At 62.7% G+C, this 16,840-nt stretch carries 16 protein-coding genes; 8 read left to right on the top strand and 8 right to left on the bottom strand.

Annotation, left to right across the window (positions count from 1 at the left end; translation table 11 throughout):
• From VFV96_12385 to VFV96_12400, 4 genes are all read left to right on the top strand, one after another.
• Complete coding sequence (locus VFV96_12385; protein HEU5071195.1) at nucleotides 1-1,839, top strand: glycosyltransferase family 39 protein; 1,839 nt, start codon at nucleotides 1-3, stop codon at nucleotides 1,837-1,839.
• 127 nt (nucleotides 1,840-1,966) lie between these two features.
• Nucleotides 1,967-2,353 carry a rhodanese-like domain-containing protein gene (locus tag VFV96_12390; GenBank protein ID HEU5071196.1) on the top strand — a complete coding sequence of 129 codons (387 nt, stop codon included), beginning with the start codon at nucleotides 1,967-1,969 and terminating at the stop codon, nucleotides 2,351-2,353.
• A gap of 209 nt (nucleotides 2,354-2,562) precedes the next feature.
• Nucleotides 2,563-6,039: a pyruvate carboxylase gene (locus VFV96_12395; GenBank protein ID HEU5071197.1), complete on the top strand. Its 3,477-nt coding sequence runs from the start codon at nucleotides 2,563-2,565 to the stop codon at nucleotides 6,037-6,039.
• Between the two features lie 100 nt (nucleotides 6,040-6,139).
• Nucleotides 6,140-7,537: a TonB-dependent receptor gene (locus VFV96_12400; protein HEU5071198.1), complete on the top strand. Its 1,398-nt coding sequence runs from the start codon at nucleotides 6,140-6,142 to the stop codon at nucleotides 7,535-7,537.
• 19 nt (nucleotides 7,538-7,556) lie between these two features.
• Here VFV96_12400 and VFV96_12405 read toward each other — a convergent pair whose 3' ends face one another.
• On the bottom strand, nucleotides 7,557-8,375 hold the full coding sequence (locus VFV96_12405; protein ID HEU5071199.1) for an ATP-binding cassette domain-containing protein: 819 nt from the start codon (nucleotides 8,373-8,375) through the stop codon (nucleotides 7,557-7,559).
• Nucleotides 8,372-8,884, bottom strand: a complete 513-nt coding sequence (locus VFV96_12410) for a tetratricopeptide repeat protein (protein HEU5071200.1) — start codon at nucleotides 8,882-8,884, stop codon at nucleotides 8,372-8,374. The genes VFV96_12405 and VFV96_12410 overlap by 4 nt, the downstream gene beginning before the upstream one ends.
• Before the next feature lie 91 nt (nucleotides 8,885-8,975).
• On the opposite strand from VFV96_12410, the gene VFV96_12415 reads away from it, so the two are divergent.
• Both VFV96_12415 and VFV96_12420 read left to right on the top strand, forming a co-directional pair.
• Entirely contained in the window at nucleotides 8,976-9,746 is a 771-nt protein-coding gene (locus VFV96_12415; protein HEU5071201.1) for a dienelactone hydrolase family protein, read from the top strand.
• A gap of 121 nt (nucleotides 9,747-9,867) precedes the next feature.
• Entirely contained in the window at nucleotides 9,868-11,175 is a 1,308-nt protein-coding gene (locus tag VFV96_12420; GenBank protein ID HEU5071202.1) for a glucose-1-phosphate adenylyltransferase, read from the top strand.
• Nucleotides 11,176-11,212: 37 nt separating this feature from the next.
• Here the strand turns inward: VFV96_12420 and VFV96_12425 are convergent, their stop codons facing one another.
• On the bottom strand, nucleotides 11,213-11,626 hold the full coding sequence (locus VFV96_12425) for a response regulator (GenBank protein HEU5071203.1): 414 nt from the start codon (nucleotides 11,624-11,626) through the stop codon (nucleotides 11,213-11,215).
• Between the two features lie 123 nt (nucleotides 11,627-11,749).
• Complete coding sequence (locus tag VFV96_12430) at nucleotides 11,750-12,283, bottom strand: ribonuclease H-like domain-containing protein (protein HEU5071204.1); 534 nt, start codon at nucleotides 12,281-12,283, stop codon at nucleotides 11,750-11,752.
• A gap of 163 nt (nucleotides 12,284-12,446) precedes the next feature.
• On the opposite strand from VFV96_12430, the gene rpmE reads away from it, so the two are divergent.
• Both rpmE and prfA read left to right on the top strand, forming a co-directional pair.
• A complete protein-coding gene (gene rpmE, locus VFV96_12435; protein HEU5071205.1) occupies nucleotides 12,447-12,695 on the top strand; it encodes a 50S ribosomal protein L31 in 249 nt (82 codons plus the stop codon).
• Nucleotides 12,696-12,857: 162 nt separating this feature from the next.
• On the top strand, nucleotides 12,858-13,937 hold the full coding sequence (gene prfA, locus VFV96_12440) for a peptide chain release factor 1 (protein ID HEU5071206.1): 1,080 nt from the start codon (nucleotides 12,858-12,860) through the stop codon (nucleotides 13,935-13,937).
• Nucleotides 13,938-13,948: 11 nt separating this feature from the next.
• On the opposite strand, the gene VFV96_12445 is transcribed toward prfA, so the two are convergent.
• From VFV96_12445 to VFV96_12460, 4 genes are all read right to left on the bottom strand, one after another.
• Nucleotides 13,949-14,341 carry a hypothetical protein gene (locus VFV96_12445; GenBank protein HEU5071207.1) on the bottom strand — a complete coding sequence of 131 codons (393 nt, stop codon included), beginning with the start codon at nucleotides 14,339-14,341 and terminating at the stop codon, nucleotides 13,949-13,951.
• Nucleotides 14,342-14,357: 16 nt separating this feature from the next.
• A complete protein-coding gene (locus VFV96_12450; GenBank protein ID HEU5071208.1) occupies nucleotides 14,358-15,467 on the bottom strand; it encodes a Gfo/Idh/MocA family oxidoreductase in 1,110 nt (369 codons plus the stop codon).
• Nucleotides 15,468-15,524: 57 nt separating this feature from the next.
• The gene (locus VFV96_12455) at nucleotides 15,525-16,610 is read right to left on the bottom strand and encodes a glycosyl hydrolase 53 family protein (GenBank protein ID HEU5071209.1); all 1,086 of its coding nucleotides are present in this window, start codon (nucleotides 16,608-16,610) and stop codon (nucleotides 15,525-15,527) included.
• Between the two features lie 7 nt (nucleotides 16,611-16,617).
• Nucleotides 16,618-16,840: SDR family oxidoreductase (locus VFV96_12460; protein ID HEU5071210.1), on the bottom strand; the 223-nt coding region annotated here is incomplete at its 5' end.

Raw genomic sequence — 16,840 nt, forward strand, 5'->3', positions numbered from 1 at the left:
ATGCCCTTTTTGCAGGATGTGATTCATCAGTTGGAGGTGGGCGGCGGGAAGCGTTACGTCCGCGCGTTGCTCGGCGTGCTCGCGGTGGCGATGCTGCTGGTTGGTTACAACTGGCGCTGTTTCCGCAATTTTACGACTCAGGAGGCGATGGATTCGGCGCAACTGGCCCGCAACCTCAGCACCGGGCAGGGCTACACCACGAAGTTTATCCGCCCGTTCAGCATGTTTCTCGTGAAGCGCGCCAATCAGGCCGGGCTCGACAAACTTACTCCGGACCAGCGGGCGGATTTGTGCGAGGTGAAGGGGATGCATCCCGACATTGCCAATCCGCCGCTTTATCCGCTGGTGCTGGCGGGCGTGATGAAAGTGGTGCCGCCCACGGTGGACGCGGCGAAGGAACGGCCATTCTGGTGGAGCGGCGGGCGGTTTGCCCGGTATCAGCCCGACTTCGCGATCGCGGTGTTCAACGAACTGTTATTGCTGGTCGCGGCCGTGTTGGTGTTCTTCCTCGCGCGGCGGTTGTTTGACAATTATGTGGCGTGGTTGTCCGGCGTGTTGGTGCTGCTGGCCAACGTGCTGTGGCGGTTCAGCATCGCCGGCCTGTCCACGATGTTGCTGCTGCTGCTGTTTCTGGGCCTGGTGTGGGCGCTCGTGCGTTTTGAAGCGGCAGCCCGCGAGCCGGCGCCGCGACTGGGCAGCATGGTGGGGCTGGCCGTGTTGATGGGCCTGTTGCTTGGGCTCGGCACCTTGACACGTTACGCGTATGGTTTTTTGCTGTTGCCGGTGCTGGCGTTCGTGCTCCTGTATGGTGGCCGGTGGCGCGTGCCGGCGGCGCTGCTCGTGACGATCTTTTGCGTGGCAGTGGTCACGCCCTGGCTGGTGCGGAACATTTCGGTGTGCGGGCAGCCCTTTGGCACGGCGGGCTATGCCGTCCTGGAGAATTCCGCGCTCTTCCCCGGACATCGCCTGGAACGTTCGCTGACGCCTGATTTTTCTCAGTTCGCCTTCAATCAGGTGTGGTGGAAGTTTTTCACCAACCTCCGGCAGATCATCCTCAACGAACTGCCGAAGTCCGGCGGTGGACTGGCCCTGGCGTTTTTCCTGGTGGGCCTGATGGTCAGCTTTCGCAACCCCGCGCTTTCGCGCCTGCGCTATTTCACCCTCATGACGCTGGTGACGGTGCTGGCGGTGCAGGCGTTCGGGCGCACGGCACTGTCCGACGATTCGCCGGAAATCAATTCGGAAAACCTGCTGGTGTTGTTGCTGCCGTTGATTGTCATTTTCGGGGTGAGTTTCTTCCATGTCTTGCTGGATCAATTGCCCGAAGTGCTGGGCGGGATGCGGCTGGCGGTCACGTTGCTGTTTGCCGGTCTGGCGGCGTTGCCGATCATTTTCAGTTTTCTCCCGCCGCGCACCCAGCCCGTGTCATTCCCGCCATATTTCCCGCCCACCATTCAGGCGGTGGCGGGTTGGATGCGTCCCGGCGAACTGACCATGAGCGATGTGCCGTGGGCGGTGGCCTGGTATGGCGACCGCCAGGCGATTCTGCTGACGTTGAATGCCGAAGATCAGTTCTACACCCTGAACGATTACATCAAGCCCGTGCGGGCGCTCTACCTCACGCCCCAATCCATGGACGCGAAATTCCAGTCCCAATGGGGGCCCGGCGGCGGCGAGGGCAGTTGGGGGAGCTTGATAGTCAATGCCTTGAGCCGGCAGGTGTTGCCGGAACGGTTCCCGCTCCACAAATCCGTCCGGCTGCCCGACCAGCTTTTCCTCTCCGATTGGGAACGCTGGCAGGATGGGGGCGCCCCGGCGTCGGCCGGGCCGAAGAAATAAGGCCCCGCCACTTGCTCAAGCCGGTTCCGTGGCTATCTTGGTTGCCGTCAAACCAGCGGCGGATTTCGGGAAGCCGTTTTTCCGGAAGCGCTCGCCGCTAAGCAAGCAACAAAGCGAACCCATAGTCATGAAAACCATTCTTGCCGTCCTCGGCTCATTCCTGCTCGCCACGACGATCTTCGCGGCCGAGTTTCCCGACATCAGCATCCCCGACGTCAAGGCGGCCATCGCCGCCAGGAACGTGACCCTGCTCGACGCGAACGGCACCCGTTCCTACAAGGCCGGCCACGTGCCGGGCGCCCTGAACTTCGAAGCCGTCAAGGCCGACCTGGCCAAGTCGCTCCCCGCCGACAAGAACTCCCTCATCGTCGCGTATTGCGGCAACCCCAAGTGCATGGCCTACAAGGAAGCCGCCCAAGCCGTCAAGGAACTCGGTTATACGAACGTGAAGCACATGCCCGCGGGCATCGCCGGCTGGAAGCAAGCGGGCGAACCGACGGAAGCTGCGAAGTAAGCGAACCTTCGTTTTTAAGCGGGGCGGTTGCTTTGGCAGCCGCCCTCTTTTTTTTGAGCATTCAACTGCCGCTCAACACTCCCGGGGCGCGGCAACCGCCGTCTCTTGAGTCGGCGGGCGGCTGCGTCAGCTTGATCGAAATCTCACTTTCCGCCTGAACAAGAGCTTTGCGCGGGCGGGCGGGTGCATTATACATGCGCGACATTTTTATGAGTTCCCAACCTGATTCGACGACTCCCCCGGCGCCGAAAAAGCTGCTGGCCGCCAATCGCAGCGAAATTGCCATCCGCATTTTCCGCTCGGCGACCGAACTAGGCATGCGCACCGTGGCCATTTACGCGCAGGAAGACCGGTTCGGCATCCACCGCTTCAAGGCTGACGAAGCTTACGTCGTCGGCGAGGGCAAGGGACCGGTGGCCGCCTACCTGGACATTCCGGGCATCGTGGCGCTGGCCCGGGAAAAGGGCGCCGAACTCATCCATCCGGGTTACGGCTTCCTGTCCGAGAACGCCGATTTTGCGCAGGCCTGCGCGGACGCGGGCATCACGTTCGTGGGGCCGCGGCCCGAGCTGTTAAAGCTCATGGGCGACAAAACGGCCGCACGGGCGGTGGCGCACAAGGTCGGCGTGCCAACGCTGCCCGGCACGGAGGACCCGGTGGAGGAGCGGGAGGAAGCGTTGAAGATCGCCAAGCAAATCGGCTTCCCGCTCATCATCAAGGCGGCCTTCGGCGGCGGCGGGCGCGGCATGCGCGTGGTGCACAAGGCCTCCGAACTGACGGACCTGCTCGACGAGGCCCGGACCGAAGCGGGCCGTGCGTTCGGCAATCCGGCGGTGTTCCTCGAGAAATACGTGCCGCATGCCAAGCACATCGAGGTGCAAATTCTGGGCGACCAGCACGGGAACGTGGTGCACCTGCATGAACGTGATTGTTCAGTGCAGCGCCGGCATCAAAAGGTCATCGAAATCGCGCCGTCCGTCGGGCTCGATGACCGGGTGCGTGAGGCCCTCTGCGCGGCGGCGGTGAAGATTGCGAAGGAGATCCGCTACGACAACGCGGGCACCGTGGAGTTCCTGCTGGATACCGACACGAACGAGTGGTTCTTCATCGAGATGAACCCGCGCATTCAGGTCGAACATACGGTGACGGAGGTCATCACCAACATCGACATCGTGCGTTCGCAAATCCTCATCGCGCAGGGCCGGTCGATGTTTGGTCCGGAAGTCGGCATGCCGCCGCAAAATGAAATCTCGCGCAACGGCTGCGCCATTCAATGCCGCGTCACAACCGAGGATCCGGAAAATAAATTTGCCCCCGATTACGGCCGCATCATGACCTACCGTTCGGCGGGCGGCTTCGGGCTGCGCCTGGACGGCGGCATGGGCTACGCCGGTGCGGTGATCACGCCGTTCTACGATTCGATGCTGGTCAAGTGCACGACCTTTGGCCGGACGTTCGACATTGCCTGCCAGCGCATGGACCGCGCGCTGCGCGAGTTCCGCATTCGCGGCGTCAAAACCAACGTGCCGTTCCTGGAGAATGTCATCAACCATCCGACCTTCCGCGCCGGCCGGGCCACGACCACGCTGATTGACACGACGCCGGAGTTGTTCAAGTTCAAGGCGCGCCGTGACCGTGCGACGAAGCTGCTGGCTTACCTCGGCGAGGTTATTGTCAACGGCAACCCGCAGGTGAAGGGCCACGTGCCGAAGTCGCTGCCGACGCCGGTGGTGCCCGCGTATGACGAAAAGCAGCCGCCGGCGCCCGGGACGCGGCAGTTGTTGTTGAAGCTTGGGCCGCAGAAGTTCGCCGAGTGGGCGCGCCAGCAGAAGCGGCTGCTCGTGACGGACACGACGTTCCGCGACGCGCACCAGTCGCTGCTGGCCACGCGTGTGCGCACTTACGACATGGAACACATCGGCGCAGCGCTGGCCCGGCGCACGCCGGAGCTGTTCAGCGTCGAAATCTGGGGCGGCGCAAAGTTCGACACCTCGATGCGCTTTCTCCACGAGGATCCATGGGCGCGCCTGCGCAAGCTGCGGGAGCGGATACCGAACGTGTGTTTCCAGATGCTGTTCCGTGGCTCGAACGCGGTGGGTTATTCCAATTACCCGGACAACGTCGTGGCCGGCTTCATCAAGCACGCGGCGGCCACGGGCATTGACATCTTCCGCATCTTTGATTCGCTGAATTATCTGCCGAACCTCAAGGTGGCGATGGAGACGGTGCAGGACACGCACGCGATCTGCGAAGGCGCCATCTGCTATACCGGCGACATTCTGGACCCGGCGCGCACGAAGTATTCGCTGAAGTATTACCTCAAGCTGGCGAAGGAACTGGAGAAGATGGGGGCGCACATCCTGGCCATCAAGGACATGGCCGGCCTGTGCAAGCCGTTTGCCGCCCGCGCGCTCGTGAAGGCGCTGCGCGAGGAAATCAGCATCCCGATCCACTTCCACACGCACGACACCAGCGGCGTGGCGGCGGCCAGCGTGCTGCAGGCCAGCGAGGCCGGCGTGGACATAGCCGACCTGGCGATTGCTTCAATGTCCGGCTCCACCAGCCAGCCGTGCCTCAACTCCGTGGTGGCCGCGTTGCAGGGCACCCGGCGCGACACGCAGCTGGACCTGGCCTCGCTCAACGAATTCGCCAATTACTGGGAACTCGTGCGGGAGTTTTACGCGCCGTTTGACACCAGTCCGCGGGCGGGCAGCGCCAACGTGTATGGGCACGAGATGCCCGGCGGTCAATACACGAACCTCAAGGAACAGGCGGCCTCGATGGGCCTGCTGTCGCGCTGGCCCGAGATCGAGCGCATGTATGCCGACGTGAACCAGCTCTTTGGCGACATTGTGAAGGTGACGCCAAGCAGCAAGGTGGTGGGCGACATGACCATGTTCCTCATCACGCGCGGCCTCAAACCTGAGGACGTGCTCAAGCTCGAGCCCGGCAGCACCCCGTTTCCGGAATCGGTCATCGACATGCTCCAGGGCGGTCTGGGGCAGCCCGTCGGCGGCTGGCCGAAGAAGCTGCAAAAAATCGTGCTCGGCGACCGCAAGCCCTTCACGAACCGTCCGGGCGCGAATCTCAAGCCGCTCGATCTGGCCAAGGTGCGGGCCGACCTGACGCATAAGCTGCGGCGCGAAGCCACGGACGACGACGTTTACAGTTACCTCATGTATCCGGACGTCTTCCTCAATTACGTCAAAACGGAAGCCGCCTACGGCGACCTGTCCGTGCTGCCGACCCCGGCGTTCTTCTACGGCATGAAGCCGGGCGACGAGATCACCGTGAATTTGGAAGAGGGCAAGACGCTGTTCATCAGCCTCACCAACATTCAGCCAGCCAACGCGGAAGGCAAGCGCGTGGTCTCCTTCGAACTCAACGGCATGGCCCGGCAGGCCGCCGTGGTGGACAAATCCGTCCAGCCGAAGGTGAAGTCCCGCGCCAAGGCCGATCCCGCGGATCCGATGCAGGTCGGTGCGCCCATTCCGGGCGTCATCACGGCGTTGCCGGTCAGTGTGGGCACGGTCGTGACCAAGGGCGAAAAGGTGCTTTCGCTCGAAGCCATGAAGATGCAGACGACCATTTATGCGCCCGCGCCGGGAGTGGTGCACGAGATTGCCGTGAAGGTGGGCGACGCCGTGGAGGCGAAGGATCTGCTCATCAAGCTCAAGGCGAATTGATCGCCGCCGGTGCGCCGGTGATGCCGCGCTTCCGCCAGCCTTGCTGTCCGGGATGCTTCATGGCATTCGTGACGCGGTGCGGAAACAAGTGACACAGCTTATGACGAATCAAGCGGAAACGGTTCAGGAAAAGGCGTTGCAGATCAATCTGGACACCAGCCGCTACGGAACCTTTGCCGAAATCGGGGCGGGGCAGGAGGTGGCGCGGCGGTTTTTCCGCGTCGGCGGCGCCTCCGGCACGGTGGCCAAGACCATTTCGGCTTACGACATGGCGGTGAGCGACGCGGTTTACGGGCCGACCGACCGCTACGTCAGCCGCCACCGTTTGCGGTCCATGCTGGATCATGAGTTTCAACTGCTCATCGAGCGGCTTGACCAGAAGCGTGGCGACCGGACGGCCTTCTTCGTCTTTGCCAACACGGTGGCCACCAGCAATTACAAGACGCACAATGAGGGCCACGGGTGGATGGGGATTCGCTTTCAGGCCGCGCCGCGTGCGGAGCCTTCGGAGATCCTCGTTCACGTCCGCATGTTGGATCATGAACCCGACCGGCAGCAGGAGGCGCTGGGCATCCTCGGCGTAAACCTCATCCACGGCACCTGTTACTCCTACCACAATCCCGAGCAGCTCATCCACTCCCTGCTGGATGAACTCAGCTGGCGACGCGTGGAGGTTGACATGATCAGCTTTTCGGGCCCCGCTTTTGCCGGCGTGGACAACCGGCTCATGGCCCTGCAACTCGTCAAGCAGGGCCACACCGAGGCGGCGATGTTCACCGCCGACGGCGAGGCGGTGCAATGGGGCGAGGTGCTCTACAAGAAGCCGGTGCTGGTGCAGCGCGGCAGCTTCCGGCCGTTGACCAATCCGATGCTCGACATGCTCGAGCGGGCGCGGGAACAGTTCGTGCAGGAGGAATCACTCGGCGGCGAAGCGCCGATTGTGCTGCTGGAAATGACCCTGCGCCAGCTTCAGGTCGGGGACCAGATCGATCATCAGGATTTTCTCGACCGCGTGGACATGCTGCGCCCGTTGGGACATCCCGTGTTGATCTCGAATTTTTTCCGCTACCACCGGCTGGTGACGTATCTGTCCCGCTACACGGACAAGCCGATTGGCCTGCCGCTGGGCGTGGCGCGGCTGCGCGACGTGCTGGACGAGAAGTTTTACACGGACCTGCCGGGTGGCCTGCTGGAGTCCTTCGGCCAGTTGTTCCGCAAAGGTGTCAAAATGTATGCCTACCCGTCGCTGGACGAGACAGACCGGCTGACCACCGCGGAGCAGATGGAGGTTGCCCCGAATTTGCGTCACCTCTACCAGCACCTGCTGCAAAACCATCTGATCGAGGAGATTCGCCGTTTCAATCGCGATTATCTCGCCATGTATGCAGGCGATGTGCTGGCCAAAATCCAGGCGGGCGACGCCACGTGGGAACGGCTGGTCCCGCCCCAGGTCGCCGACGTCATCAAGGCCAAGAAACTGTTCGGTTGCCAGGGCTGAATCGCGGCGCGTGACCGTGTCAGACGACCACCCGGCGCCGGTCCAAAACACGCAGCGAATAGCGGTCCTGCTTGTGCGTCAGCCGGATGGCGGCGGCGAAGGCGCGGGACAGATGCGTGGAGGTCAGCACCTCCGCCTTCGGTCCGGCCGCCAGCACCTGCCCCTGACGCAGCAACAGCGCATGGGTGAACGCTGGCATGATTTCCTCCACGTGATGCGTCACCAGCACCATGGCCGGCGCCTGGCGGCGACGGCAAAGCCGTTGCAGGAACTGGAGAAAATGCTCCCGCGCCGCCGGGTCCAGGCCGGTGCAGGGTTCGTCCAGAATCAACAGTTTGGGCCGGGCCATCAAAGCGCGGCCAATCAGCACGCGCTGGCGTTCGCCCTGGGAAAGCACGCCCCACGGCCGGGCCGCCAGGTGGGCGCATTCCACCTGGGTGAGAATCTGCCGGCCTCTGCGCGCTTCGGCGGCGCTCACCTCCCCCCACAGTTCAATCATCGCCCGCTTGCCGCTGATGACGGTGGCCAGCGCGAGCTCGGCGTCGGCCATCATCTGGCGGATGGCCGAACTGACGATGCCAACACGGCAACGCAGTTCCCGCCAGTCGGCGTGGCCATAGCGTTGCCCCAGTAATTCGATCTCGCCGGCGGTGGGCATGAAGTAGCCGGTGAGCGCGCTGAGCAGCGACGTTTTGCCGGACCCATTGGCGCCGAGCACGGCCCAGTGTTCGCCCGGCGCGACGCGCCAGTTGACGGCGTCCAGGATGACGGTGCCGTTCCGTTCAATGCGGAGATTCTTGACGGCGAGAACCGGGCGGAGCGGGCGGGTGCGTTTCATGCGTCGGAGGAGGAGCGGATTTCCGGCCAGAGCGCCTCGAGGTCGGCATCGGCCAGGGCCATCTGGCGGATTTCGCGGGCGTCGCCGGTGGCGGTTGCGCGTTGCAGCCACTGGCGCGCTTCCGGGAGATCGCGCATTTGGCAGGCGTAACATGCCAGGTTGAAGGCGATGACGGGTTCGGTTGGGAATTTTTCAGCGGCGGGCAGCAACGCCTCCCGGGCGGCGGCGAGTCCGCCTTGTGGCACCCGTCGCAGGGCGTAAGCCCGGTGCAGCCAGCTGGAGGGGTTCTCGGGCGCCGCTTGGACCAGAAGGCAGGCCGTGGCCAGCGCCGGCTCCCACTGTTTCAACTCCGCCAGCGCGGTCCACCGCACTTCGAGCACGCCCGAGTGTTTTTGGTTGCCCGCGGTGATCTGCTCCAGTTCCGCCAGCGCCTCCACAGCGTTGCCGAGTTCGAGCCAGCCCAGGGCGGCGGACAGGGCAAACGCGTCGGGCGGTTCCAGTTTCGGCATGGCGCGTCCAGCATTGTCCAGATCGCTCGCGCGTCAAGTCCGTCCTCCCGGGCTGGCTTTTTCCCGCGTTTGGATTAAAGGTGGAATCACCATGAAACTACTACTTGCGGCTTTGGCGGTGCTCGGCGCGTGGACGTTGCGGGCAGAGATCAAAACTGAAACCGTCGAATACAAGGATGGCGACACCACGCTGGAAGGTTTTCTCGCCTACGACACCGCGCAAGCGGGAAAGCGTCCGGGCATTCTGGTGGTGCATCAGTGGATGGGGCTCTCGGATTACGAGAAGAAGCGTTGTGAGATGCTGGCCAAACTCGGTTACGTCGCATTCGCCGCGGACGTTTACGGCAAGGGCATCCGGCCCAAGACGGTGGCCGAAGCGGGCGCGCAGGCGGGCAAATACAAATCCGACCGGAAGCTGCTGCGCCAGCGCGTCAACGCAGGGCTGGCCTGCTTGCGGCAGCAACGGCTGGTGGACGCGCAGCGCGCGGCGGCCATCGGGTATTGCTTCGGCGGCACGGCGGTCATCGAACTGGCGCGGAGCGGCGCCAACGTGCGCGGCGTGGTGAGCTTTCATGGCGGCCTGGATTCGCCGACGCCGTCGGACGGCAAGAACATCAAGTGCCGGGTGCTGGCCTTGCACGGGGCGGATGATCCGTTTGAATCCGCGGCGGACCTCGCAGCCTTCGAAGCTGAAATGCGCACGAGCGGCGTGGATTGGGAACTGGTCAAATACGGCGGCGCGGTGCACAGCTTCACCGACTGGAACGCGGACGGAAGCATGAAGGGCGCCCAATACAACGAACGCGCCGACCGGCGTTCGTGGGCGGCCATGCGGGAGTTTTTCGACGACCTTTTCCAATGAGCACGGGCGCGCGGGGGCATCCGCGCTGCGCCGGCGTTTTTTGGCGGTGCGAGTTCGATGCCGCTTGCACACGTTTTGGGGATGGGCGTATAACAGTCTCAAATAGAAAGGAATCCCCATTATGCCGCACAGCAACAAACCGGATATTACCGACAACAACGTGCTCTCCGTGATCATGGGTGGCGGCCAGGGGACGCGGCTGTTTCCTCTGACGAAGGAGCGCGCCAAGCCCGCCGTGCCATTGGCGGGCAAATACCGGTTGGTGGACATTCCGATTTCAAACTGCATCAACTCAGGGCTGCGGCGCATCTACCTGCTCACCCAGTTCAACACCGCCTCGCTGCACCGGCACATTTCGCAGTCCTACAAGTTCGATCATTTTTCCAAGGGCTTCGTGGAGGTGCTCGCGGCGCAGCAAACCTTCGAGGACCAAACCTGGTATCAGGGCACGGCCGACGCGGTGCGCAAGAACCTCGTGCACTTCCTGAACCACGATTTTGAATACCTGCTCATCCTCAGCGGCGACCAGCTTTACCGGATGGATTTGCGGCGTTTGGTGCGTGAACACGCGGACTGTGGCGCGGAGGTGACGGTGGCGTCGATGGTTGTTGACCGGGCGGCGGCCAGCTCCCTGGGAATTCTGCATGTGAATGAGGAACGGCGCATCACGCGCTTTGTCGAGAAGCCCAAGGACAAGGCGCTGCAGGACTCCGTCGTGCTGCCGCCGGAATGGCACGGCCCGCTCGGCATCGAAGGGGGGGGCGAAAAATTCCTCGCCTCCATGGGCATTTACGTGTTCAACCGCGACACCATCATCAAGCTGCTCGACAACGACCTGGCGGACTTTGGGAAGCACATCATCCCGAACGCAATCGAAACCAACAAGGTTTACGCCTACGTCTATCAGGGCTACTGGGAGGACATCGGAACGATTCACGCCTTCTTCGAAGCCAACCTCGACGCCTGCGCCGACCTGCCGAAGTTCAACTACTTCGACATGGCCTCGCCCGTGTTCAGCCGGCCGCGCTACCTGCCAGGCTCGAAGATCAACGGCGCGCAAATCGATCATGCGATGGTGTGCGACGGCTGCATCATCAACCCGGGTCACATCAAGCACTGCATCATCGGCATTCGCAGCCAGATCGGGGCGGGTTCGGACATGACGCGCGTCGTGATGATGGGCTGCGATTACTACGAATCCGCGCAGAGCATTGCGGAGCACGAGCGCGCCGGCCTGCCGCGCATGGGCATCGGCACCAACTGCCGCATCGAAAACACCATCATCGACAAGAACGCGCGGATCGGGAACAACTGCGTCATCACGCCCGCCGGCAAGCCGGAAAACCTCGATCACGACCTTTACTACATCCGCGACGGAATCGTCATTGTGCCCAAGAACGGAATCATCCCGCACGGGACGGTGATTTGAGGCCGCCGCCGCGTTGCCGTCAGGGGCACCGCGACGATCAACGGCCGGCCGCGGTCGAGTCCGGTTCGGTGAGATTCTTCACCACCGTGGCGAACTCATCCATCAGGTAGGGTTTGGCCATGAAGTGATCGGGCAATTCGGTGGCGTGTTTGACCGCCGAAACTCCGACCGTGCCGCTGATGAGGAGAAATTTTTGGTGCGGGTGCAGCTTGCGGCAGGCTTCAATCAGGTCCGCCCCCGACATGCGGTGCATCGAATAATCCGTCACAATGATGTCAGGCGGCGTGTGTTCCAGGCGGTAAGCTTCATACGCCAGTTCCGCCGCGCGAAACCGCTTCACCTCAAAACCCAGCGAGCGCAATACCGTCTCGTTGAGATCCAGCAGCATCGGCTCGTCATCGACAATGTAAGCCAGCCGGCGCGGGGACGGGGCGGTGGCGGGCGCGTTCATGGCTTGTCCAATAAACACGCGCGACCCGCTGGCGGCAAGTAACCAATCGACCCGACCAAATCCCGGGGCGACCACGGGTGCGGTGGATTCCGGGTTCTCCGGCTCCCCGCGCCGTCATGGCGGTTACCAATCGACCGGCACGGTGAGTTTGCGGCCGAAGCGATTGTGGTAATGGAGCTGCCGGTGGGTGGCGCCATGCTCATGCACGAGCTTGGTGAGCTTCACGTCGAAACAGCAGTATTCGGCGATCTCGACGAGCCGGCCTTCCTTGAACCATTGGATGGCCTGCAGCCCTTCGGCCGTCTTTTCGAGCCCAAATGTCGCCGTGGCAATCGCATCCAGCGACAGCCGGTGCTGCAGCTTGTCGGCCAGGTGCACCATCATGTCCAGCGTGGGCAGTTGCCGCAGGTCCAGCGGCGTGTAGCCGTGCAACACCTCGTAATCGAAGCGCAAAATGTTGAAGCCCACCACCAAATCCGCCCGCTGCAAATCCCGAATCAGCCCTTCGACGTCGCGTTCGCCGTAAATCTGGTAATCCCCGCGGGCCGTGCTGTAGGTCACACCCACGCTCATTTGCATGGCGCTGATCTTGTCCCAGCCGCCCACTTCGTCGGCGGATTTCTGCGTTTCCAGGTCGAAATAAACGATGTTCTTCACGCGGCCCCGCAGACTAACGGTTGGGCTCTCGCTGAAAAGCCGGAAAACCCGGCTGCCGCGGCGGGCGTCCCGATTCCGCCCGGAATTCGCGAAAACGGCCCGGATTCCTTGCAAAAATCCCCCTTGTCAGTTGGTTTTTCGTTGGTATCGTTGCGGCCCTTTTATGAAAGACGGTATTCATCCGAAATACGTGGACGCGGAGATTCGTTGCGCGTGCGGCAACGTCATCAAGACCCGCTCCACCAAGCCGACCATCATCGTTGGCATCTGCAACGCCTGCCATCCGTTTTACACCGGCCAGCAGAAGTTTGTGGACACCGCCGGCCGTGTGGACAAGTTCCAGCAGCGCGCCGCCAAGACGCAGGCGGCCCAGGCCGCGCTGGCTGCCAGCAAGGCGAAGAAGAAGAAGTAGCTTTCCGCCGCTTTCCCGCCCGCTCTCCCGGCCTCCGGGATGGCGGGCGGTTTTTATTTGCTCGCGCCCTTGCCGTTGCCCCCGTGCCGTCGTTGCGGCTTGGGTGCGTCCGGGCGGCCGGCGCGTCAACCGCCAATTGCCAATCGCAAATCGTAAATTCCAGTGGACCTGCGCCCGCACGTCGAAAACCTGAAGCGCCGCTACGCCGAAACCGAGGCGTTGCTGAGCGACCCCAGGGTTTTTGACAATCCGCAGCGGGCGCAGGAACTCTCCCGCGAATACGCCCGGCTCAAGGACATCGTGGCCGCCGGCGACGCATGGCTGAAAGCCTCGGCCGACCTTGCGGAGAACCGCGCGTTGGCGGCGGCCGAACCCGCCGGGTCTGAACTCGCCGAACTCGCCCGGGAGGATGTCGCCCGCCTCGAAGCCGAGGAGGCGCGGCTCGCGCGCGAAGTGCAGTTCGGCCTCGTGCCCCCGGAACCGACCGATTCGCGCAACACCATCTTTGAAATCCGCGCCGGCGCGGGCGGGCAGGAATCCGCGCTGTTCGCCGCGGATCTGTTCCGCATGTATTCGCGTTATGCGGAAGAACGCGGGTGGCGGATTGAAACGCTCGACTCCAGCCCGTCGGATTTGGGCGGCTTCAAGGAAATCATCTTCGAAATCTTCGGGCAGGACGTTTACAAGCGGCTGAAATACGAGAGCGGCGTTCACCGCGTGCAGCGCGTGCCCGCAACCGAGGCGCAAGGCCGGATTCACACCAGCACGGTGACCGTCGCCGTGCTGCCAGAGGCCGAGGAAGTGGACCTCGAGATCAAGCCCGACGAGATCGAGATCAACGTCTGCCGCGCCTCGGGCAAGGGCGGCCAGGGCGTGAACACCACCGACTCGGCGGTGCAAATCATCCACAAGCCCACCGGGCTCATTGTGCGTTGCTCGGACGAACGCTCACAGCAGAAGAACAAGGCCAAGGCCATGACGGTGCTCCGTTCCCGCCTGCTCGAACGGAAGATTGCGGATGAAAAGGCGAAATACGACAGCCAGCGCGCGCAGCAGGTGGGCACCGGAGAGCGCAGCGAAAAAATCCGCACCTACAATTTCCCGCAGAACCGCGTCACCGATCACCGCATCGAGCTGACGCTTTACAACCTGCCCGCCATCATCGAAGGCAATCTCGATCCGGTGATTGACCCGCTCATGGCGCACGACCTGAACGAGAAATTGACGGCGTTGAAGGTGTAAGTGCCTGCGGCTTACTTTACGTCATAACTTCTGAAGACCCACACAGCATTCGTTCCGTGCTGCTGGAATTGAAGCATCACGATTTGTTCGCCTACGCTTGTTTTTACCAATACCGCTGTGTAATCGGCGTTGGTGGGAGAGGCTTCCTTGCTGGGTTGAACATGAACAGTCCTTTGTTCCAGAATGGTGAAATTTGTAGTCCGCACTCCAATTGAACCTTGTCCAAGAATTGTTGCCATTACTTGCGTTGGCGAAGCTGTGGATGGAAGGGGTGTTGCTCCCCATAGACCATTGGGAAAACCTTGATCGGGCGCGGAGAGATGTTCCACCAGCTTGTCAATCGGGTCAGTGGGTGCACATCCGGAGACCACCACAATTAAAAGGGAAAGAGCCAGGAACTTCATATCTGAATTCTGCCGCTTATTTTCCACGCGACAAATCAACACGCTTCCCGGTTTCCGCCGATTTGCGTGCCGCGTCGAGAATTTCCATGACGGTCAGGTTCACTTCGAGCGAGGACAGGCCGGCGGGTTGGATTTCGTGGCGCACCACCGCGGCCAGATAGGACAGCGGGTCGGCGGCGGGACCGCTGAGGGGCTCGGGTGTGGTTTCCTTTTCGGCGGCATTCGCGGTGCGCACCTGGAGCCGGTCGCTGCGGGGCACCAGCACGTAGCCGGTCTGCCCGTAAATTTCCATGTCCTTCCGGTCGAAGGGCCAGTTCCACGAGGCCTGGATGATTCCCTGCGCGCGCGGATAGGTCAGCACGATGGTCGCCTCGTCTTCCACCTTGGGATACACGTCCGGCTTGATGTGCTGCGTGACCGCAAAAACAGAAGTGGGGCGCTGACCTTGCATCAGCCAGGTGATGAGGTCGGCGCCGTAACAACCGAAATCCATCAGGGCACCGCCGCCATCGAGCACCGGGTCGGTCAGCCAGTTCAGGAAGTTGGTGGAGCAGCCGATTTCCTTGGGGCCGCGGTGGCCGTCGTGGACCACGATCTTTCGCAAATCACCGATGGCCCGCGCGTCATGCACCAGGGCATACGCGGCCTGGTTGCCCGGATACCAGGTGGTTTCGTAGTTCACGATCACCTGGATGTGGCCGCGCTCCGCGGCCGCCGCGATGGCGCGGGCGTGTTTCAAATTCACCGCGAGCGGTTTCTCCATCATCACGTCGAGGTGATGCGCGGCACAAAACTCCACCACACGCCGGTGATCAAACGTGCTGGTGAAGGTGGCCACGGCTTGCACATTGGTTCGCGCGATCAATGCCTCGAGGCTGGCGCAGAAGAGCTGCGGACCGAGATGATAGTTTTGCGCGTATTGCGCGGCCAGTTGCCGGTCCGGTTCGACGATGCCAACCAGTTCGACGTCCGTCCGGTTGTGCAGGCGGGGAAGAAAGCCCCGGGCGTGATCGTGCACCAGCCCGACGACGGCGAGATGCAGCGGCTCGGCGGTCGGAGCCGCGCGCAGCGCCGGGGGGACGACCGTGAGCGACAGGACCAGCAGGAGAAGGGTTGTAGGTTTCATGGCGATTGGATCGGGTGTTTTGGTTGAGGCCGGCGGCCAGAGCGGCGCGGCACGGATTCAATGGGCTGGCCCGGCGGCTTCTTCTTTCGGCGGTTTGCCTTGGGTGAATTTGTCAAACACCGACAACACGGGCAGCGCGTTGCCGGCGTCGTCGAACATCGCGCGGTTGTTGCGGTGCGCCACGGCGGGCTCCCACCAGAAAACGCCCTTGCCGCGGCCTTCGGGTGTGGCCAGCACGAGGCGGTTCACTTCATCCAGGAACTCGCGCTGTCCCCCGGTCGTTTCAGGAAACGGCGCACCACCGTTTTTGTATTCCGTCGGCTTCCAGTTGTAGGCCGTTTCGACGACGATGATGTCCTTGTGGTAATTCGTGGCCATGAATTGCAGATTCTCCCGCAGGTCCAGCAATGAACCGTGCCACCACGGATAATACGACTGGCCGATGACGTCGAATGCCACCTGGCGCCGGGCCAATTCATCGAAGAACCACTTCGTTTTGCGCCGGTCACCGCCGCGATCGATGTGGATCATTACGCGCGGCCGGGGCGCGTTGCTGCTGGCGGCGTCGATGCCCGCCACGGCCGCCTGCAACAATTCCGCGAAGTGATCCCAATGCTCGGGCAGTTTCCCGTCGGGCCACAGCATGCCGGCGATGATTTCGTTGCCCGGCTGCACCATGTCGGGCATCACGCCCGCCGTGCGAAACGCGTTGAGCGTGTCCCGCGTGTAATCACGAACCGCCGCGACCAGTTCGGCGTGCGACTTGCCTTCCCACGCTGCCGGCATGAACTGCTTGCCCGGGTCGGCCCAGGTGTCCGAGTAGTGGAAGTCGAGCAGCAGTTTGAACCCGCGCTGCTTGGCGTCTTTGGCCAGGGCCAGGGTGTAGGACAGGTCGTTGGGCAACCGTGTGGGGGTGTGAAACAGCCGCAGCCGAACCCAGTTGTAGCCGTGCTCCCGGAAGATTTGCAGGCCCGGTTTTGCCGTGCCGCCGTCTTTGAAGATCGTGCCTTGGGCTTCGGCCTGGCGCAGGAAGGAGACATCCACGCCGACGGCGTAATCCGCACCGTTTGCCGGGCCGACGGTCGCGACCATCAGCGTGAACAGCAGGAGCTGCCACCATGAAACTGGCCGGACGTTTCCCATGATCCGCCTAAAAGCTTTCAGCGGCGCCGCCGTCCACAGGCAGCACGACGCCGGTGACGAATTTGGCCGCGGGCGAGCACAAGTAAACCGCCGCCCAGCCAATGTCCTCGGGTTCACCGAAGCGGCCCAGCGGCGTGCGGCCAAGCACCTTGGCCTTGCGGGCCGGATCGCCGACCATGGCCTGCTCCAGCATGCCGGAACTGATCCAGCCCGGCGCAATGGCGTTCACA

It is taken from the genome of Verrucomicrobiia bacterium (genome assembly GCA_035765895.1).
GTDB lineage: Bacteria > Verrucomicrobiota > Verrucomicrobiia > Limisphaerales > DSYF01 > DSYF01.